The organism is Ornithinicoccus sp., from assembly GCF_057176825.1.
Window position 1 is genome coordinate 3,394,884 of sequence record NZ_CM169976.1, and the last position, 18,689, is coordinate 3,413,572.

General features: G+C 72.5%; 19 protein-coding genes and 2 pseudogenes. 12 read left to right on the plus strand and 9 right to left on the minus strand.

The features are described from left to right. Window positions 1-10 precede the first annotated feature (10 nt). From AC1QRC_RS16950 to AC1QRC_RS16965, 4 genes and pseudogenes are all read right to left on the minus strand, one after another. A complete protein-coding gene (locus tag AC1QRC_RS16950) occupies window positions 11-3,550 on the minus strand; it encodes a carboxyl transferase domain-containing protein (protein WP_484204429.1) in 3,540 nt (1,179 codons plus the stop codon). After that, on the minus strand, window positions 3,489-3,767 hold the full coding sequence (locus AC1QRC_RS16955; RefSeq protein WP_484204430.1) for an acyl-CoA carboxylase biotin carboxyl carrier protein subunit: 279 nt from the start codon (window positions 3,765-3,767) through the stop codon (window positions 3,489-3,491). Before AC1QRC_RS16955 ends, AC1QRC_RS16950 begins: the two co-directional genes overlap by 62 nt. A gap of 511 nt (window positions 3,768-4,278) precedes the next feature. Further along, window positions 4,279-4,767, minus strand: coding sequence for an ATP-binding protein (locus AC1QRC_RS16960; protein WP_484206671.1), 489 nt, complete (start codon window positions 4,765-4,767; stop codon window positions 4,279-4,281). Between the two features lie 134 nt (window positions 4,768-4,901). After that, window positions 4,902-5,603, minus strand: a pseudogene (locus AC1QRC_RS16965) (biotin carboxylase N-terminal domain-containing protein); the annotation flags it as partial. 124 nt (window positions 5,604-5,727) lie between these two features. Between AC1QRC_RS16965 and AC1QRC_RS16970 the strand changes: the two are divergent. Then, window positions 5,728-6,744, plus strand: a complete 1,017-nt coding sequence (locus tag AC1QRC_RS16970) for a CPBP family glutamic-type intramembrane protease (protein WP_484204431.1) — start codon at window positions 5,728-5,730, stop codon at window positions 6,742-6,744. 532 nt (window positions 6,745-7,276) lie between these two features. On the opposite strand, the gene AC1QRC_RS16975 is transcribed toward AC1QRC_RS16970, so the two are convergent. The 4 genes from AC1QRC_RS16975 to AC1QRC_RS16990 all read right to left on the minus strand — a co-directional run bounded on the left by AC1QRC_RS16975 (window position 7,277) and on the right by AC1QRC_RS16990 (window position 9,260). Further along, entirely contained in the window at window positions 7,277-7,735 is a 459-nt protein-coding gene (locus tag AC1QRC_RS16975; protein ID WP_484204432.1) for an alpha/beta hydrolase, read from the minus strand. Further along, complete coding sequence (locus AC1QRC_RS16980) at window positions 7,669-8,037, minus strand: hypothetical protein (protein ID WP_484204433.1); 369 nt, start codon at window positions 8,035-8,037, stop codon at window positions 7,669-7,671. The genes AC1QRC_RS16975 and AC1QRC_RS16980 overlap by 67 nt, the downstream gene beginning before the upstream one ends. A gap of 69 nt (window positions 8,038-8,106) precedes the next feature. Next, entirely contained in the window at window positions 8,107-8,685 is a 579-nt protein-coding gene (locus tag AC1QRC_RS16985) for an ABC transporter substrate-binding protein (protein ID WP_484204434.1), read from the minus strand. A 407-nt stretch (window positions 8,686-9,092) separates the two neighbouring features. Further along, the gene (locus tag AC1QRC_RS16990; RefSeq protein WP_484204435.1) at window positions 9,093-9,260 is read right to left on the minus strand and encodes a hypothetical protein; all 168 of its coding nucleotides are present in this window, start codon (window positions 9,258-9,260) and stop codon (window positions 9,093-9,095) included. Between the two features lie 275 nt (window positions 9,261-9,535). On the opposite strand from AC1QRC_RS16990, the gene AC1QRC_RS16995 reads away from it, so the two are divergent. The 8 genes and pseudogenes from AC1QRC_RS16995 (at window position 9,536) to AC1QRC_RS17030 (ending at window position 12,895) form a co-directional block, all read left to right on the plus strand. Then, window positions 9,536-9,811 carry a hypothetical protein gene (locus AC1QRC_RS16995; RefSeq protein WP_484204436.1) on the plus strand — a complete coding sequence of 92 codons (276 nt, stop codon included), beginning with the start codon at window positions 9,536-9,538 and terminating at the stop codon, window positions 9,809-9,811. 224 nt (window positions 9,812-10,035) lie between these two features. Beyond that, window positions 10,036-10,203 carry a hypothetical protein gene (locus AC1QRC_RS17000; protein ID WP_484204437.1) on the plus strand — a complete coding sequence of 56 codons (168 nt, stop codon included), beginning with the start codon at window positions 10,036-10,038 and terminating at the stop codon, window positions 10,201-10,203. Then, entirely contained in the window at window positions 10,200-10,382 is a 183-nt protein-coding gene (locus AC1QRC_RS17005) for a hypothetical protein (protein WP_484204438.1), read from the plus strand. The genes AC1QRC_RS17000 and AC1QRC_RS17005 overlap by 4 nt, the downstream gene beginning before the upstream one ends. 123 nt (window positions 10,383-10,505) lie before the next feature. Beyond that, window positions 10,506-10,577: pseudogene (locus tag AC1QRC_RS17010) on the plus strand (hypothetical protein); the annotation flags it as partial. A gap of 682 nt (window positions 10,578-11,259) precedes the next feature. Next, complete coding sequence (locus AC1QRC_RS17015) at window positions 11,260-11,481, plus strand: hypothetical protein (RefSeq protein ID WP_484206724.1); 222 nt, start codon at window positions 11,260-11,262, stop codon at window positions 11,479-11,481. 137 nt (window positions 11,482-11,618) lie between these two features. Further along, window positions 11,619-12,245, plus strand: a complete 627-nt coding sequence (locus tag AC1QRC_RS17020) for a superoxide dismutase (protein WP_484206672.1) — start codon at window positions 11,619-11,621, stop codon at window positions 12,243-12,245. Window positions 12,246-12,491: 246 nt separating this feature from the next. Continuing rightward, window positions 12,492-12,677, plus strand: coding sequence for a hypothetical protein (locus AC1QRC_RS17025; protein WP_484204439.1), 186 nt, complete (start codon window positions 12,492-12,494; stop codon window positions 12,675-12,677). Then, window positions 12,677-12,895: a hypothetical protein gene (locus AC1QRC_RS17030; RefSeq protein ID WP_484204440.1), complete on the plus strand. Its 219-nt coding sequence runs from the start codon at window positions 12,677-12,679 to the stop codon at window positions 12,893-12,895. The genes AC1QRC_RS17025 and AC1QRC_RS17030 overlap by 1 nt, the downstream gene beginning before the upstream one ends. Before the next feature lie 99 nt (window positions 12,896-12,994). Here AC1QRC_RS17030 and AC1QRC_RS17035 read toward each other — a convergent pair whose 3' ends face one another. After that, a complete protein-coding gene (locus AC1QRC_RS17035) occupies window positions 12,995-13,903 on the minus strand; it encodes a hypothetical protein (RefSeq protein WP_484204441.1) in 909 nt (302 codons plus the stop codon). Between the two features lie 140 nt (window positions 13,904-14,043). Here AC1QRC_RS17035 and AC1QRC_RS17040 point away from each other — a divergent pair, with 140 nt between their 5' ends. Genes AC1QRC_RS17040 through AC1QRC_RS17050 form a run of 3 tightly spaced genes read left to right on the plus strand, consistent with a single transcriptional unit; the run spans window position 14,044 to window position 18,643 of the window. Then, complete coding sequence (locus AC1QRC_RS17040) at window positions 14,044-15,066, plus strand: 3-oxoacyl-ACP synthase III (protein ID WP_484204442.1); 1,023 nt, start codon at window positions 14,044-14,046, stop codon at window positions 15,064-15,066. Further along, complete coding sequence (locus AC1QRC_RS17045; protein WP_484204443.1) at window positions 15,063-17,666, plus strand: alpha/beta fold hydrolase; 2,604 nt, start codon at window positions 15,063-15,065, stop codon at window positions 17,664-17,666. The genes AC1QRC_RS17040 and AC1QRC_RS17045 overlap by 4 nt, the downstream gene beginning before the upstream one ends. After that, window positions 17,666-18,643 (plus strand): NAD-dependent epimerase/dehydratase family protein, encoded by a 978-nt coding sequence (locus AC1QRC_RS17050; protein WP_484206673.1) that lies wholly within the window; start codon window positions 17,666-17,668, stop codon window positions 18,641-18,643. Before AC1QRC_RS17045 ends, AC1QRC_RS17050 begins: the two co-directional genes overlap by 1 nt. Window positions 18,644-18,689: the final 46 nt, after the last annotated feature.

An 18,689-nucleotide genomic window follows, 5' to 3' on the forward strand; every position in this document is an offset into this window, starting at 1 on the left:
CCGGGGTTGCTCAGTCGCCCGCCAGGTGCTCCTCGATCGCCCGGATCACCGCCGGGCGCAGGTCGGAGGCCGCGATGACGGCGTCGACGGAGCCGACGTCGACGGCCCGGTGGATGTTGTGGATGCCGTCGAACTCCGCCGCCACCTCGCTGATCTTCTCGGCCCGCAGCTGTGCCCGCAGGTCGGCCAGTTCCACCTGCAGGGCGGCACGCTCACCGACGGGCGCGGCGTCGATGCGCTCCTCCAGTTCGCGGACCTGCGGGCTGGCGGCGGCCCGCTTGTCGACCTCCCCGGCGAACACCACGGCGGCCGCCGGGGCACCGCCGAGCACCGAGGCGTAGGACCCCTCGATAGCCAGCACGGTCATCTGCGGGTTGAGCCGCTTGGAGAAGACCACGAACGCCCCGCCGTGGTAGCGCGAGATCACGCAGAACACGATCGGCCCGTCGAAGTTGACGATGGCCCGCCCGATCTCGGCGCCGTACTCCAACTGGAGGTGCCGCATCGAGTCCGGTGACCCGTCGAATCCGGACAGGTTGGCCAGCACCACGACCGGGCGGTTGCCGCTGGCGGCGTTGATGGCCCGCGCCGCCTTCTTGGAGGACCGGGGGAACAGGGTGCCCGCGGTGTAGGTGTCCGGCCCGTCGGTGGGCGGGAAACCCCGCCGTGGCACGGGGCGGGACTCGATGCCGAGCAGGCACACGGCATACCCGCCGATGTGCGCGTCCTGCACGACGGCGGTGTCCGCGTCGGCCATCCCGGCCCACCGCTCCAGTGTCGGGTGGTCCTGGTCGGCGAGCGCCGCCATCACGGTGCGGATGTCGAACGCCTTCTTGCGGTCCGGGTTCTTCTCCGCGGAGAAGATGTCGCCGACGGTGCTGAAGTCCGGGGCGGCGGGGTGGTCGTGGGGGTATGTCGTGAGGTCGCGTCCGGCGGGGTCGCTCGTCTCCTTGCGACGCGGCATGGACTCCCCGGGGGCGATGTAGGTGTGCTCGTAGTGGGCCATGAGCGTGTCGACGGCCCCGGCGAGGTCCCGCGCCCAATACTGCGCCTGGCCGTTGGGCCCCATCACCCGGTCGTAGCCGCCGATGCCGTAGTTGTCCTCGGCCGACACGCCACCGGAGAAGTCGAGCGACTGCTTGCCGGTGAGCACCATCGCGCTGTCCGGGGTCATCACCAGGATGCCCTTGGTGTGCATCAGCATGGTGGCCTCGGCGTTCCAGTACGGCTGGGCGCCGACGTTGATCCCGGCCACGACGACGTTGATCTCGCCGCCGGCCTGGGTGAATTCCACGATCCGCTTGAGCGCCTCGGCCACCCAGTCCATGTTCTCCGTGCCAGAGTCCATCGACACCCGGGCGCCGGCCGACAGGGCGAACCACTCCAGCGGCACCCCCAGCTCCTCCGCCAGGTCCAGCGCCGCGATCACCCGCAGGCACTCCGGCTCGGACAGGGCACCGAGCGACTTCGTCGGGTCGCCGCACAGCACGACCCGTGTGATCCCCTCCGGGTGCAGCTCGGTCGGGGTCGTCACGACGGCGGCGATGATCGCGGCCGTGTTCAGCCCCGGCGCCCGGTCGACCGGGACCAACCGCCCGTGCTCGTCCAGGTCGTGCTCGACCAGGGTGCCCCGGCCCCCGGTGATCGCGTCCGCTAGCTCGTAGGGGTAGACCAGCCCGCGGCGCCGCGCGCGCAGCACCTTGCCGGCGTAGTCGTCGACCGGCTTCAGTGGCTCGGTCGGCGGCGCGTCGATGGAGGCCACCACCCCGGCGCCGGGCTTGGCGTGGAAACGCACGGCGAACCGGGTCGGCGGGCCGTCCTTGCCCGCCAACCGGCCCTGGGCCACGACCTCCTCCAGCCCCGCCCGCTCGCTGAGCGGGGTGATCTTGTGCTGCAACGCGGTGAGGTCCTCCAGCTCGACGTCCAGCACGGGCCACACCTGCACCCACACGTGGTTGGTGTCCAGCTTCGCCCCGCGCGAACCCCGTGCCGTGCGGGCCCGGCGGATCGCCTCCAGACAGTTCTCGACCGCCCGCTCCCCGTGCGGCATCCCGACGACGCGGCCTTCCTCGTCCCGGATCACCGCGAGCTGACGCACCTGGGCCAGCGCCACCAGCCGCCGGTCGGCCGGGTTGCTCCGGGCGACGCACTCATAGAGCAGCACGTCGTCGGGCGCCTCGATCCGGGTGATGTCGAACTCCCGCAGCCGCCACAGGTCCAGGCGTCGCCCGACCATGGGGTGGACGCCCCGGACGAGGGTGTCCTCGTGCAGCCCGTCCTCCCCGTCGGGGCGGAACGTGAGGTACTCGATCGGGCGGTCCGGGCCGGGGCAGGAGGCGACGGTGATGCGGCGGCAGTGCGCCGGCAGGTCCAGTCCGCGCAGCACCTCGACCAGGGCGTCGCTGGCCGCCTGCGGCTCCTCCGGCATCTGCGGCCAGTGCAGGTACAGGTCGGCGACGACGCCAACGCCCTCCCCCGGCTCCGCGACCTGCTCGGTCAGGGCCGCGGCGAGTGCCGAGCCGGGCTCGGACAGCTCGGCCACGGTGCCGTTGGTGGTGATCAGCCGGCTGGGCCGCTCGTCCAGCACGTAGTCGGCCGTGACCAGCTCCCGACCGGCGACGGACAGCCGGCGCACGTCGTGCAGGTCGAACTCGCGGTAGTGCCGGCGGACCAGCACGTCCAGCATCGGCTCCCGCGGCGGCACCCCGCCCTCCAGGCGTGCGGCGAGCACCCCGGCGATCCGCTCCGGGATGGCCGCGAGCGCCTCGATCCGGGCGGCCCGGTCCGGCACCTCGTCCGCGGCCGCCAGGGCGTCGACCTCGGCACCGACACCGGCCAGGGCGCTCGCCCGGTCCGCGTCGACCATCGCCTGGTCGAACCACCGGAAGCGGACGCTGCGCGCCAGGTCACCGACCACGGGGTAGCGCAACTGGGTGGCCCGGACCAGTCGCTCCAGCTCGCTGCGCACCTCGACCGCCCGATCCGGTGCCGGGGCGGGCTCCCCGATCCAGGACTGCAGGAGCCCGGTCACCACGTGCAGGTCCCGGGTGGAGCGCTGCTGGGCGAGGAAGACCCGGAAGACGGCGTCCTCCAGCGGGCCGGTGTGGTCCAGCTCGGCCAGCCCGTAGTGCTCCAGCACGCGTGAGAGCCGGTGCCGGAAGGAGTCCGGCAGCCCGCCCCGCTCGACGTCCAGACTCTGCAGGTAGGTGTGGAAGTGCTCCCGGGAGCTGTGCACCCGCAGCTCGGTGTGCTCCTCGTCCTCATTCGGGCGGTTGCGGGTGAGCTCGGCAAGGTCGGCGAAGGTGCTCAGGATCTCCAGCTCGCCGTCGAGCAGCTCGGCGCCCTCCTCCCGCAACGCGGTGCGCGCCGCCAGGTAGTCGGTCAGCGCGTCCTGGTGCTCCTCCAACGGCACGTCGTAGCCCAACACCCGGGCGACCAGCGCCGACTGCGCGGCGTCGGCGCGCTGCTGGGCGGTGGCGCCGTCGGGGTCACCGGGCAGGTCCAGGTCCGGCCCCTCCCGGCCCGCGTCCTCCTCGGATCGCCGGGTCATCCTCCCCCGTCGGCTCCAGCCGGATCAGCGGCGCCCCGGTCTCCACCTGGCCCCCGGTGCGGACCATCAGCTCGCGCACCCTGGCGGCGAACGGCGCGTGCAGCACCGTCTCCATCTTCATCGCCTCGAGCACCAGGATCTGGGCGCCGGCCGCGACCTCGTCACCGACGGCGACCGGCGTCGCGACGACCAGGGCCGGCGACGGCGAGCGCAGCACGCCGCCCTCGTCCCGGCTGACCCGGTGGGTGACCCCGTCGACCTCGACCAGGTGGGTCGGGCCGTGGATCGGCGCGTGACGATCCGGTGTCGGCGGCCGTTGACGGTGAGCCGGCCGCGGAAGTCGTCGATCCGCTCCACCTCGGCGTCGACCGTTGCCTCCTGGCCGGCGCCGGTCACCGTCACCCGGAAGCGGTGCGGCCCCGTCTGCAGCGCGGTCACCTGCCACGGTCACCCCCCGCAGCTTCAGGTCGACCGGCCGGCCGATGTCGTGCTGCACCTGGGGCCGGCCGCCCGCGGGCCGTCTCCATCAGGCGCGCGACCTCGAGCTGCTGCTCCTCGGCATACGCATCGATGCCGGCGGCGACCAGGGCGACGCCCGGAGTGCCGGTGGTTGACCAGCCCGCCCTCGGCACGCACCCGGTCGATCCACCCCGTGTCAGCCCACCCGGGGGACTCTGCCCCGGGGCTCCGCCCCCGCACTCGGCGCTCCAGGCTCCGCCCCTTCGAAGTCACCGGTCACGGCGGGTTGCTCGAGCAGCTCGAGGATGAAGCTCTTGTTGGTCGCCCCGCCCTCGATGACGACGGTGGTCTCGGTGACGGCGCGGCGCAGCCGGGCCAGGGCCTCGTGCGCGGTCCCGCCCGTAGGCGATGATCTTGGCGATCATCGAGTCGAAGTCCGCGGGGATCGCAGTCCCCCTCCCCGACCCCGGTGTCGACCCGCACGCCCGGGACCGGTGCGGCAGCTCGAGCAGGGTGATGCGCCCCGGCGCGGGGGCGAAGTCGCGGTCCGGGTCCTCGGCGTTGAGCCGGGCCTCCACGGCGTGCCCCTTCTCGGTGGGCCGCTCCCCCTCCAACCGGCCGCCGGCCGCGACGTGCAACTGGGCCCGGACCAGGTCGACGTCGGTGGTGACCTCCGTGATCGGGTGCTCCACCTGGAGCCGCGTGTTGACCTCCAGGAAGGCGAACTGCCGGGTCTGCGGGTGGTAGAGGAACTCCACCGTGCCCGGCCCCGCGGTAGTCGACCGCGAGCGCGAGACGCTCCGCCGACGCCTTGAGCTCCTCGGCCTGCTCCGGCGGTCAGGAGCGGAGAGGCCGACTCCTCGATGATCTTCTGGTTGCGGCGCTGCACCGAGCAGTCGCGCACCCCGATCGCCCAGGCGGTGCCCTGCCCGTCGGCGATCACCTGCACCTCGACGTGGCGGGCCCCCGTGACCAGGCTCTCCAGGAACACCACGCCGCTGCCGAAGGCCCGCTGCGCCTCGTCCCGGGTCCGCTGGTAGACCTCCCGCAGCTCGTCGGCATCGGCCACCTTGCGGATCCCGCGGCCGCCGCCGCCCGCGCTCGCCTTGAGCATCAGCGGGTAGCCGACCTCCTCGGCACTGGCCAGGGCCTCCTCCAGGGTGTCCAACCCGCCGCGGCTCCACGGCGCCACCGGGACCCCGACCTCCTCGGCGATCAGCTTGGAGCCGATCTTGTCGCCCAGCTTGCGCATCGCCTCGGCCGACGGCCCGATGAACGTGACGCCCAGCCGGTCGCACAGGTCCACGAAGGCCGGGTCCTCCGCGACGAACCCCCAGCCGACCCAGACCGCGTCGGCGCCGGTCTCCACCAGCGCCCGCTCCAGCACCGCCAGGTCCAGGTAGGGGCGGGCCGAGGCCGGGCCGATGGGGTGGGCCAGGTCGGCCTCGCGGACGAACATGGCGGTCCGCTCGGCGTCGGTGTAGAGCGCGATCGTCTGCAGCGGCGGCCCCCCGGCAGCGTTGTGGTCGCGCACGGCGTGGATCAGTCGGGTGGCGGCCTCACCGCGGTTGACGACGGCGATACGAGTGAACATCGATCTCCAACTCTTCGGGGCGGCGGCAGCCGGTGGCGCGGGGGTGCAGACTGACGTTGCCACGTCGGGGCGGTTACTGGCTAGTCAACGCCCCGAAGTGTCCTGCCCCTGGCAGGCTGTGCCCATGACCCCGCACCCCCCGGCCGGTCCGGTGACGGCCCCCGTCGGCACGATCCGTGCGCTGCTGGCGACCCGACCGACCGATCCGGCCCCGGCCCGGGGTCTGGTCCCCGCGGCCATGGTGGCCGGGGCCGCGGTCCTGCTCTTCGGCATACATCTGCGCCCGCCGGGCTACCTGCTCCTCGTCGCCGGCGTCGCCCTCGGGTTCCTGCTCGACCGGCCGCTCGGGCGCAGCCTGCTCCTCATCGCGATCGGGCAGGGGATCATCAGCACGATCTCGCTGGAGGCCGACCTGAGCAACGCCGGGATGGCCCGGTTCACCATCGCGCTCTCGCTGGCCGTCCTGGTGCCGTTCGCGATCTCGCGGTGGGTGTTCGGCGACCGGGTCATCCGGTTCCCGCTGCGCACCGGCGAGCCGTGGTCCCGGGTCGCGTGGGCCTACCTGGTCGGCGTCGTCGCGCTGGGCTACCTGATCCTGCCGTGGTACTTCCTGACCTCCGGCGCCTACGTCAACTGGCCGCCCGTCGCGGACGCGGACCAGATCGCGCGACTCTTCGTCGGGGTCAACGCGGTGGGGATCTGGGACGAGCTGTTCTTCGTGTGCACCGTGTTCGCGCTCTACCGGCGGCACTTCCCGCTGTGGCAGGCGAACCTGTTGCAGGCGGCGATCTTCGTCTCGTTCCTGTGGGAGCTGGGCTACCGCAGTTGGGGGCCCTTCCTGACGATCCCGTTCGCCCTGGTGCAGGGGCTCACCTTCGCGCTGACCAAGTCGCTGACGTATGTCGTGTGCGTGCACCTGCTCTTCGACCTGGTCGTCTTCGGGGTGCTGGTGCACGCGCACAACCCGCACCTGTTCGACGTCTTCCTCACCGGGTCGGCCGCTGCGGTACGACCGGCCCCGGGTCGCGGCGGCTGCGGTCCGTCAGGCGGTGCGCACGCTGGTGCCGGCGAGGCGGTCGTGCAGGGCCCTGCCCTCGACCGAGGAGCCACCCCGACGACCAGGACCCCGATCACCAGGTAGCTGAGGCGCTCCGGCCCCGATCGTCACCGGGTCGCCGTCCTCGAATCCGCCGTAGGCGGCGCCGATCGCCACGGTGTGCCCGATCTGCCAGGGGATCGTGATCTTGGCGACGTTGCGCAGCAGCGCCCGACCCGAGGCTGGGGGCTGCTCCCCCGTCGTGGCACCGTCCCGCGTCGGCCGCCGCGCCGGATCCGTCGACCACCAGCCGCGAAGCGCCGTTTGCCCCAGGTCGCGCGGGACGGGCCGGACTCCGCAGCGGGCGGCCAGCAGCGGCGGCGATGCAGCGGCGGGACGCCGCTCAGCGCCCAGACCGCCCACTGGTGCTGCCCCACCCCCGTCTGCTGGAGCACGATCCCGACCGGCAGGGTCGCCGCGGCGATCCCGAGGTAGCCCAGGCAGTCGAGCGCGTAGGCCTTCCCCCGGGGGACTGCGAGCGGGTGCATTTCCGACACGCTAGCGGCAGATCCACGGCGAGGGTTCGAGGCGGGCGACAGAGTCGGCGTGCTCCGTGGCCCCGGCACCAGCGGACCCGCTAGGACAGTCGGTCGAGGGCGCGCAGTAGGTGGTGGGTCCACCAGGCGAAGTCGTGTCCGCCCACCACGATGGTCAGGTCGGCCTCCGCGCCGGCCGCCACGACGGCATCGCGGAAGTGCCGCGCCTGGTCGACCATGGTCCCCTCGTCGGTGCCCGCCTGGACCACGAACCGACCGCTCAGCTGCCCGAACTCGCCGGAGGCGATCCGGAGGACCAGGTCACCGGGGACCGGGTTGTCGCGGCGCGGCTCGTCTCCCCCGACATACCAGAACGACCCCGACTGGACGATGGCCTGCCCGACCAGGTCGGGACGGGTGGCGGTGACGGCGGCCGCCGCGAGACCGCCGAAGCTCTGCCCCGCGACGACGACGTGCGCCGGGTCGATCGGCCCTAGGTGCTCGGCCCGACGGCCCAGGCCCGCCTCGACGAGCGCGGCGGCCCGGCCCGGGTCAGGCAAAGGGAGTCGGCCTGCTCGTCGCCGCCGGCGATGACGAAGACCACCTCGGGGTCGGCGAGGGCTGCGGGTAGGTTCTCGGCGGTGAAGAAGCTGACGTCGCTGCGGACCTGGTCGGCGAGGTCCTCCGGGCCGACCACGTAGTCGAACCCGAGGCCGGTCAGGATGGCCGCCTGCGAGCTCTCCGCGCTGAACACACCACCGCCGTCGGCCCCGTTGTAGGCCAGGGCGGTCGCGGTCTGACCCGGGAGCGTCAACGAGGCCGCCGCCTCGTCGAGGTAGGCCTCGAAGTCGTCCAGGGCCACCTGGACGCCGTCCTCGGCACCGGTCGCCTCCCCGAGGGTGACGGCGAGGTCCTCCCAGGTGTGGGCGCCTTAGTCCAGCATGATCGTCGGCGCGATCTCGCTGAGCTGGTCGTAGGAGTCGACCGTCGCGTCGGCGCCGACGGTGGAGCCGATGATCAGGTCGGGCTCCATCGCCTCGATCGCCTCGATGTCCAGCTCCAGGTTGGGGTAGAGCACCTCGACGCCGCGCTCGTCGGCGACATCGGCCCACTGCGCGAAGAAGCCCTGGTCGTCGGTCAGCGGCCCGGTGCCGGTGGCCGCGCTGGCGCTCACCGGCGCGTCGATCGCCAACAGCGTCCCGGTCAGCGTGATCGAGGTGGAGACGACGACCGTGGGCTCCTCCGGGATCTCCGTGGTGCCGGACTCGTGCTCGATCGTGCGGGGCCACTCCCCCGCGGCCTCGTCGGCAGAGTCGTCCTCGGTCGTGGCGTCGTCGGCGGATTCCTGGGTGTCGTCGGCACCGTCGTCCTCTTCGGTGGCGACCTCCTCGGGCGAGGTCTCCTCCGAGCCCGCGTCATCAGCTGAGGAACATGCGGTCAGCACGAGGGCCGCGCTGCACAGGGCGGCCACCAGGGGGCGGAAGGCACGGGGACGATGGGTCAGACTCACGGAGAGCACCTTTCGGGGAACGAGACGGGACGCCGGGCGACAAGACATTAGGCGTGCCTTACCTTACCTTCGAGTCCTGGGCTCTCCGCCGAGGGTCACGTATGACCTCCATCACGCGGCCCAGCCGTGGTGGTGCCCGGCACGCCACCCGGCAACTCGTGGCAACCACTGTCCTGGCGCGCCCGGCGTCGCTAGATTCCGGCATATACCCCTCGGCGAACCCGGCCGGGGCAGCAACCGACACATTCGCGTGTCGCCCGACAAGGAGCATGCATTGACCGAACACGCGGGGCTTGAGACCCAACTCTCTCGGGAGAAGGATCCCTACCGTCTCGACCCGGAGAACATCCAGGAGCCCCCCGAAGACGCTGGCAGGACGAGCCTGCGCTTCCTCGGACCGGGCATGATCACCAGTGCCGCCGTCGTCGGGATCCGGCGAGCTGCTCACGGCCACCACGCTGGGCGCCCAGGTCGGCTTCGTCGCTGTTCTGGCTCGTCTTCGTCTCCACCTTCGTCAAGGTCTGGGTGCAGATCGAACTGGCCCGGTGGTCGATCTCCACCGGCAAGCCGGCCATCAACGGGATACAACGACGTTCCGCCCAAGATCGCCGGACGCGGCTGGATGGCCTGGCTCGTCCTCTGCATGTTCCTGCAGTTCCTCATCGGGCAGGCCGGCGTGATCGGCGGCAGCCGCCCTCGCGTTCTCGATGCTGCGTGCCGATCGGCGGCGATCCCATGTCGACGACCATGTCGATCGGCGCCTGGGTGCTGATCCTGGTGCTGGTCGCCATCGCGATCCACATCTGCCAACCGGTATGCCATCGTCGAGAAGGTCTCCACGGTCCTGGTGGTGCTGGTCACCCTGTTCGCGGTGGTCATGGTCTTCCTCGTGCAGTTCACCGACTACAGCTGGAGCATCACCGACCTGGCCGAGGGGATGCGCTTCCAGATCGCCGTCGGCGGCATGGGGGTCGCCCTGGCCATGTTCGGCATGACCGGTGTCGGCGCCGGAGAGATCACCGCCTACACCTACTGGACCGTGGAGAAGGGCTTCGCCGCCTGGACCGGACCCAACGACGGCTCCGAGGCCTGGGCGCAGCCGGGCCCGCGGCTGGATCCAGCGTGATGAAGCTGGACGCCTGGGTCTCCTGGGTCATCTACACCGATCTCCACCGTCGCGTTCTACATGCTCGGCGCCGCGGTGCTGCACCCGCAGGGGCTGCGCCCGCGAGGGCACCGAGGTGCTGGAGGTGATCTCCTGGATCTTCTCCGGCACGGTCGGGGAGTGGGGCGGCGTGGTCTTCCTCGTCGGCGCCGGCGTGGCGCTGCTACAAGACGATCATCGCCAACGTGCCCAGCCTGGGCCGGCAGGTCGGGGACACGCTGTCGGTCTTCGGCGCCTTCGACTGGACCGACATGCAGAAGCGCGACACCTGGATGCGGGTCATCATGATCGTCCTGCCGATCACCTGGGGCACGCTCGCGGTCATCGTCAACTCGCCCGCTGGCTCCTGGTGATCGTCGCCGGCATCCTCAACTCCCTGTTCCTGATGGGCGTGGCGGTGTCCACCCTCTACCTGTCCCGGACCGAGACCGACCCCCGGGTCAAGGACGGCAAGGTGTTCACCTCCCTGCTGATCGTCTCGGCGATCGCGATCTTCTCGGTCGGCATCATCTCCCTCATCGACGCGTTCTGAGCCGGCAACCCACCCACAGGAGGCAAGCACGTGCACGCTGTGGTGGTCCACGGGGCCGGTGACCTGCGGGTCGAGGACGTCGCCGGACCCGACCTGTCCCGCCCGACGGGGTGCTGGTCGCGGATGGAGTGGGGCGGGGTGTGCGGGTCTGACCTGGCCTACTGGAAGCACGGGGCCTCGGGCACGGCCGTCCTGCGGGAGCCCCTGGTCCTGGGGCACGAGGTGGCGGGCCGGGTCGCCGAGATCGGCGTCGGCCGTCGGCACCACGGCCGGCCCTGCCGCGGGGCATCGAGCGTCGGCACGGCCGGTGACGGTGCACCCGGCGACCCTGGTCGGCGACGAGGGCCTGCCCGAGGACCTGGCCGACCGGACCAACCTGTGGCCGCAGGTGCGCTACTTCGGTTCGGCCGCCTTCGCAGCCGCACGAGGCGGGTGGCTTCAGCCGCGCTGCGGGCGGTGCGGCCCGACCAGCTCCGCCGGCTGCCCGGACGGGGTGGTCGACCCAGCGAGGCGGCCCTGGCCGAGCCGCTCGGGCGTCGCGATCCACGCCCTGCACCGCGCCGGGAGACATCACCGGCCGCGTCGCTGCTCGTCAACGGCTGTGGCCCGATCGGGCTGCTGGCCGTGGCCGCGGCCCGTGCCGATGGGCGCCCGCCACATCACGGCCGCGGACCTGTCCCCCGCGGCGCTCGACCTGGCGACGCGCCCTGGGCGCCGACGCGGTGGTGGATATCTCCGCCGGCGAGCGCGCTGCCGGCGGACGTCGAGATCGCGGTCGAGGCGTCCGGGAGCGCCCCAGGGCCCTGGGCGGGGTCATCGCCGCGGTCCGCCGCGGTGGGCGTGCTGGTCCAGGTGGGCAACCTGCCCGCCGGACGAGGTGAGTGCGGCGCTGGGCAACATCGTCACGCGGGAGATCGACTACCGGGGCTCCTACCGGTTCGTCGACGAGATCTCCGAGGCGCTGACCATGCTGGCCGGCCCGGTCGACTTCACCCCCGTGATCACCCACACCTTCGACCTGGCGCAGGCGCAGGAGGCGTTCGAGGTGGCGGCCGATCGGTCCACCGGCTCAAGCAAGGTCCTACTCCGGCTGGGTTGAGCGGGCACTCCACCAGCGCAGCCCGGCGCGCGTCCCCGCCCGGACACCTCCGGGTGGCGGGCACGGTGGCCGTGTGTAGTGTGAAGAGTGCCGATCGCGCCGCATGGCGCGCACCCGCTTTCACGTGGAGGTTCCAGATGGCTGACTACGCCCTGCCCGACCTGACCTACGACTACGGGGCACTGGCCCCGCACATCTCCGGCGAGATCATGGAGTTGCACCACTCCAAGCACCACCAGGCCTACGTCACCGGGGCGAACACCGCCCTGGAGAAGATGGCCGAGGCCCGTGACAAGGACGACTTCGGCGCGGTCAACATGCTGGAGAAGAACCTCGCCTTCAACCTGGGTGGGCACGTCAACCACTCGGTGTTCTGGAAGAACCTGTCCCCGGACGGTGGCGACAAGCCCGAGGGTGACCTGGCGGCGGCGATCGACGACCAGTTCGGGTCCTTCGACGCCTTCCGCGCCCACTTCACCGCCAACGCCACCGGCATCCAGGGGTCCGGCTGGTCGATCCTGGCCTGGGACAGCGTGGGTCAGAAGCTGATCATCGTCCAGCTCTACGACCAGCAGGGCAACCTGCCGATCGGTCTGGTGCCGCTGCTGCTGCTGGACATGTGGGAGCACGCGTTCTACCTGGACTACAAGAACGTCAAGGCCGACTACGTCACCGCCTGGTGGAACATCATCAACTGGTCCGACGTGCAGACCCGGTTCGAGGACGCCCGCACCAAGACCGCAGGGCTCATCGTCCCCCAGTGACGTGACACTCCCGCCGACCGTTCCCAGGCCTGACCGGCCCGGACGGCGAGCAGGCTGACCAGGACCCCACGGGCAGGTGCCCGTGGGGTCCTGCGTTGCCCACGAACGGATGTCGCCACGGCGTCGGGACGGTGAACTTCCCGCGCGGGACCGCCAGGGTCCTTGACAGCCGGGCCGGTCCCCTGGTGAGACTGAGCCGTATCGACAGCACACGGCGTCGACAGCACACGGCGGGGGAAGGCAATCGTGGCGACCGAAACCGGTCTGATCATCGTGGGCATCGCAGGGGTCCTCTACGGGTTGGGCGTCAGCTTCGCCCCCAGATCACTGCGGGAGGGGCCGAACTGGCGCCGGCTCGTGACGGGTGGGGCGGTGCTGCTGCTGATCCTGCTGGTGGTGCTCGTCGGCATCCCCTATCTGATGGAGGAATAATGAGCACGAACGAGCACACGCAGGGCAGTGTCTGGAGGTCCGCGGGCGCACAGTTGACGGCCGTGCTGGCCGTGATCTACGGCGTCGGCGTCGCCTTCGGCCCCCAGGTGTGGGACCACGACGGGTTCTGGCAGGCCTGGCTCGCCGTCGGCGCCGCGGTGGTGGGCCTGAGCTTCGTCTGGACGATCGTGCTCCCGCTGGCGCGCGGCACGCGCTGAGGCCACACGCGCTCGGCCGACACGCGCTGAGCCGGTCCGGGCAGCAGGAAGGGCCCGGTCCGGACGACCGGGCCCTTCCTGGCTCAGGGGTGCACCGCGTCAGCCGCCGGGCATCTCCACGATGTTGCTGGGGTCCGGGGCCTGGATGTCGACGTCCTCGCCCCAGTTGTTGACGGTCATGTCCATGGCGACACCCGCCATGTCGAAGGCCATCTTGCGCATCAGGTCGTTCTCGTCGACCCACACGTCGTAGGCGATGGTGTCGGGCATCCCGGCGACCGGGGACTCACCGGTGGCCTCCAGGGCGACCTCGGTGTCGACGTTGACGGTGTAGCGCTCCATCGACTCACCGTCGATCTGCTCGGTGCCCACCAATTGGACCGATGTGGCGCCCTCGTCCCAGGCGTCCCAGGTGCTCTCCATGTCGATGCTGGACAGCGGGTTCTCCCCGCCCATGCCCAGCTCGTCGATGCCCATCTGCATGTACTCGCCCTCGCCCGTCATACCGGGCATCGCGATGTACATGGCCTCGTCGACCAGGATCATCTGCATCGTCCCGAGGTCGGGGATTTCCATGGTGGCCTCCATCGCCGGGGAGTCCCCGCGCAGGTCGGCCTGGCCGGTCATGCCCATGGCCTGCCCCTCGGCGTCCATGGTCATCTCGAACTGGAACGAGCCGAGCACGTCGTTGCCCGGAGCCTTGAGCCGGTTCAGGAACTCGGTCTTGTCGACCTCAGAGCCGGCCTGGACCGTGCCCCCGTCGGTCTCCTCCGTCTCGTCGGTGTCCCCGGTCTCGACCCCCGCGTCGGTGTCCTCGGTCTCCTCCGCGTCGTCGGTGAGCGGCGCGGCCTCGGTGGCCTCGTCGGTGTCCGGCTCGGACTCGTCCTGGGCCTGCGGCTCCACGACCTCGGGGGCGTCGTCGTCACTCCCGCACCCGGCGAGGACGAGGGCCAACCCGGCGACAGCCAGGGCGGAGGTCGCGGTGCGGCTCGTCTTCTGAATCGTCATGTTGTCCCACTTTCGTGTGCCGATCGGCCGGTTTGCGGACGATCCGTGTCTGGCGTGCGTCCCACGTTCGATGCGCCATCGAGCAGGGTCGTGTGTTCTCATTGCTATAAACCTGACGTCCCATACCCATCCGAGGTTCCATGAACGGCAACTCCACCTTCCGCTACCGCGACACCGCCGTCCTGTCGATCACGGCGGTCGACGCGCCGGTGGTGAAGACCTCGGCCGAGTTCGACGCCCGGATCGGGGACTCCTTCCGACGCAACGGTCTGCGTCCGGGGATGCTGGAGAGTCTAGCCGGGATCGTGGAGCGTCGCTGGTGGCCGGAGGGGACCGGATTCGTCGACGGTGCCATCGAGGCGGGCGCCAAGGCGATCGCCGCGGCCGGGGTCGACCCGCAGCGGATCGGGCTGATGGTCAACACCTCGGTGTGCCGGGACCACCTGGAGCCGTCGGTGGCGGTCCGCATCCACCACGAGTTGGGGATGCCGACGCACTGCATGAACTTCGACCTCACCAACGCGTGCCTCGGCTTCGTCAACGGGATGCAGTTGGCGGCCACCATGATCGATGCCGGGCAGATCGACTACGCCCTCATCGTCGACGGAGAGGATGCCCGCGGCACCCAGGAGAGCACCCTGGAGCGGCTGGCGTCCGAGGACGCCACCGCCGAGGACCTGCTGGGCGAGTTCGCCAGCCTGACCCTGGGCTCCGGCGCCGCCGCCATGGTGCTGGGTCGGGCCAGCGAGCACCCGGAGGGGCACCGCGTGGTCGGCGGGGTCTCCCGTGCGGCCACCGAGCACCACGAGCTATGCGTCGGTGACTACGAGAAGATGAGCACCGACACCCGCGGCCTGCTGCTGGCCGGCATGAAGCTGGCCGGGGACCTGTGGGCCGGCGCGAAGGACGAGTTCGAGTGGGCCGACATGGACCGCTACATCGTCCACCAGGTGTCGCAGGTGCACACCAAGGAGACGGTCAAGGCGCTGGGGATCGACCTGGACCGGGTGCCGCTGACCTTCCCGACGCTGGGCAACGTCGGCCCGGCCGCCGTGGCGATCACGCTGGCCAAGGAGGCCGAGGAACTGACCCCCGGCGACCGGGTGCTGATGATGGGGATCGGCTCCGGCCTGAACATGACGTGCCTGGAGCTGGCCTGGTGACATCCCCGGCCGCACCGGGCCTGGACCCGGCGTGGTCGCGCGCGGTCCAGGCCCCCGACGCCGACGGCATACCGCGCCGCTGGCACGTCCTGGACAACCTGCCCCAGCTGCAGGCCCGGGGTGAGCAGGTCGTCGGCACCGTGCTGTGCGTGCACGGCAACCCCACCTGGTCCTACCTGTGGCGCCGGGTGCTGGAGCAGGCACCGCCCGGGTGGCGCGTCGTGGCACCGGACCACCTGGGGATGGGCTGGTCCGAACGTCCAGGCCGTCCGCGGCAGTTGGCGCAGCGGGTCGAGGACCTCGCCCGGCTCACCGATGCCCTGGAGCTGACCGGCCAGGTCGTGCTCCTGGCCCACGACTGGGGCGGTCCGATCGGGCTGGGCTGGGCGCTGCGCCACCGGGCACGGCTCGCCGGGGTCGTGCTGACCAACACCGCCGTGCACCAACCCGCCGACGCCCCGTTCCCCGCCGCCATCCGGGTGGCCCGCAGTTCCCCCCTGCTGGACCTCACCTGCCGCCGCACCCCGGCGTTCGTGCGGGCCACGACCGCGCTGTCCCGCCCCCCGTTGCCGCGCGAGGTCCGGGAGGCCTTCGCGGCCCCCTACGCCGGAGCGGACCGGCGCCAGGCCGTGGCCGACTTCGTCGCCGACATCCCGTTCGAGCCCGGGCACCCCAGCGGCCCGGTGCTCGACGGCATCGCGACCGGCCTGGAGACGCTCGCCGACGTGCCCACCCTGCTCGTCTGGGGCCCCCGCGACCCGGTGTTCTCCCAGCGCTACCTCGAGGACCTGCTGCGCCGGCTCCCGCACGCCGACGTGCACCGCTACGAGGACGCCTCCCACCTGGTCCTGGAGGACCGCCCCGAGGGCGTCGCCCTGGCATGGGCCTGGATCACGGGCCTCTCGGGCCCTGCAGGACTATCGGGTGACAGGGGCGCGGATCACCCCACGGTGCCGATCGAGGTCGACACGACGCACCCCGGGGAGACCGCGATCGCCGAGCTCACCGGGCACGGGCGCACCATCACCTTCGGGGACCTGGCGGATCGGGTCGGGGCGGTCGCGGCCGCGCTGCACGCCCGCGGGGTGCGCGAGGGTGACCGGGTCGCGGTGCTCGTCCCCCCGGGGATCGACCTCACCACCCTGGTGTATGCCGTGTGGCGGCTCGGGGCGGTCGTCGTGGTCGCCGACGCCGGGCTGGGACTGCGCCGGCTCGGGGGCGCCCTGCGCGGCGCCGGGCCCGCGCACGTCGTGGGCATCCGCAAGGCGCTGTTGCTGGCCGGGGCCACGCGCGTGCCCGGGCAACGCATCCGGTTCGAGGCCGCGGACGCCGAGGCGCTGGCCGCCGAGGGCGCCGGGCTGCCCCCGGCGCCCCGTCCGGCCACCGGGGACGACCCGGACGCCGACGGGGCGATCCTGTTCACCTCCGGCGCGACCGGCCCGCCCAAGGGCGTGGTCTACACCCGCGGCAGGTTGGGCGCCCAGGTCGCGCTGCTGCGCGACACCTTCGGCCTGACCCCGGGCGAACGGTTCGTCGCCGCGTTCGCCCCGTTCGCGCTCTACGGTCCCGCGCTGGGCCTGAGCTCGGCCGTCCCCGACATGGACGTCACCGCGCCGCACACGCTCACGGCCGCGGCGCTGGCCGAGGCGGTCGCCGCCGTCCGCGCCACCGTCGTCTTCGCCTCCCCCGCCGCGCTGCGCAACGTGGTCGCCACCGCCGACGACCTGACCCCCCGACAGACACACGTCCTGCAGGGGCCGCGGCTGGTCCTGTCGGCCGGCGCGCCGGTGCCCGTCGAGCTGCTGCACCGGGTCCGGGACTCTGCTCCCGGGCGCCGCCACCCACACCCCGTACGGCATGACCGAGGCGCTCCCCGTCGCCACGGTCGACCCGACCACGGAGCCCACCCCCGACACGCGGCGCGGGGCCGGACGGCGTGTGCGTCGGCATACCCCTGGATGCCGTCGACGTGCGGATCGCGCCCGCTGGACGCCCGGGCCCGCTCCGGTGACGACCTGACCGCCGACGCCGGGGTGACCGGCGAGATCGTGGTCCACGGACCCCACACCAAGGCCCGCTACGACCGCCTCTGGGGCACCCAGCAGGCCAGCGAGCGGCCCGCCGGGTGGCACCGCACCGGCGACGTCGGCGCCTTCGACGACTCCGGCCGGTTGTGGGTGCAGGGGCGTCTGGTGCACGTCGTGTCCACCCCCGACGGCCCCGTCACGCCGTATGCCGTGGAGCACCGCGTCGACCAGCTCGACGGCGTCTCGGCCTCCGCGGTCGTGGGCGTGGGCCCGGCCGGCACGCAGCAGGTGGTGGTCGTCGTGGTGCCCGAGGAGCGGGTGGCCAGCGGCCCCGCGACCCTGGGCCGGACCCCGCTGGCCGACGCCGAGCTGGCCGCCCGGGTGCGGGCCGCCGCGGGGGTCCCCGTCGCCGCCGTCCTGGTCCGGGACTGGCTGCCGGTCGACGTCCGGCACGCCTCCAAGGTGGACCGCGGTGCCCTGGCGGTCTGGGCCACCCGCCTGCTGCACGACCGCGCCTCGGCCCGCGCACTCACCCGCCGCACCGGCCGCGCGCCGACGACGAAGAGCCGGTGATGCGGGTCCTGGTCACCGGCGCCAGTGGCATGCTCGGCCGGGCCACCGCCGACCTGCTGGCCGGCCGCGGCGACGAGGTCACCGTGATGCAGCGCCGCCCGGCCGACGGCCCACACCGGCAGGCGCTGGGCGACGTGGCCGACCCCGCCGCCGTGGCGCGAGCCGTCGCGGGGCAGGACGCCGTGCTGCACCTGGCCGCCAAGGTCGACGTCGTCGGGCCCTGGGCGGAGTACGAGCGCACCAACATCGGCGGCACCCGGCTGCTACTCGAGGCGGCGCGGCGGGCCGGGGTGACCCGCTTCGTGCAGGTCTCCTCCCCCTCGGTCGCCCATGCCGGTCACTCGCTGACCGGCGTCGGGGCCGGACCCGCCGACCCCGCCGCGGCGCGCGGCAACTACGCCCGCAGCAAGGCCGCCGCGGAGCTGCTGGCCCTGGCCGCCGACGGGCCGGACATGGTCGTGACGGCGGTGCGGCCGCACCTGGTGTGGGGCCCGGGCGACACCCAGCTGGTGGGTCGGATGCTGGACCGCGCCCGGTCGGGGCGGCTCCCGCTGCTGGGGAGGGGGACCCCGCTGGTCGACACCACCTACGTGAGCAACGCCGCGGACGCCCTGGTCGCCGCGCTGGACCGCGCCGAGGCCGCCCGTGGCCGGGCGTTCGTGGTCACCAACGGGGAGCCACGGCCCATCGGGGAGCTGATCGCCGACATCTGCCGTGCCGGGGGCGCGCCCGTCCCCCGACTGCGCATCCCCCCGGCGGTGGCGTGGGGCGCCGGCGCCGTCGTCGAGGGCGCCATGGCCCTCGGCTCCGCGGTGCCGGCGCTCCCGACGATCACGGAGCCGCCGCTGACCCGGTTCCTGGCCGAGCAGCTGAGCACCGCCCACTGGTTCGACCAGCGGACCACCCGGGAGGTGCTGCGGTGGCGGCCCCGGGTCGACCTCGCCGAGGGGCTGCGCAGGCTCGCTGCGTCCGCCTGAGCCCTTTTCGGATACCGTGGGTACCCAGTACCGGGGACCGACGTGA

Bases quoted from the DNA above. Each gene is read 5' to 3' on its own strand.
- AC1QRC_RS16950 (WP_484204429.1), bottom strand. From the start codon at position 3,550: ATGACCCGGCGATCCGAGGAGGACGCGGGCCGGGAGGGGCCGGACCTG.
- AC1QRC_RS16970 (WP_484204431.1), top strand. From the start codon at position 5,728: ATGACCCCGCACCCCCCGGCCGGTCCGGTGACGGCCCCCGTCGGCACG.
- AC1QRC_RS16990 (WP_484204435.1), bottom strand. From the start codon at position 9,260: ATGGCCGGCTTGCCGGTGGAGATCGACCACCGGGCCAGTTCGATCTGC.
- AC1QRC_RS17020 (WP_484206672.1), top strand. From the start codon at position 11,619: ATGGCTGACTACGCCCTGCCCGACCTGACCTACGACTACGGGGCACTG.
- AC1QRC_RS17030 (WP_484204440.1), top strand. From the start codon at position 12,677: ATGAGCACGAACGAGCACACGCAGGGCAGTGTCTGGAGGTCCGCGGGC.
- AC1QRC_RS17035 (WP_484204441.1), bottom strand. From the start codon at position 13,903: ATGACGATTCAGAAGACGAGCCGCACCGCGACCTCCGCCCTGGCTGTC.
- AC1QRC_RS17040 (WP_484204442.1), top strand. From the start codon at position 14,044: ATGAACGGCAACTCCACCTTCCGCTACCGCGACACCGCCGTCCTGTCG.
- AC1QRC_RS17050 (WP_484206673.1), top strand. From the start codon at position 17,666: ATGCGGGTCCTGGTCACCGGCGCCAGTGGCATGCTCGGCCGGGCCACC.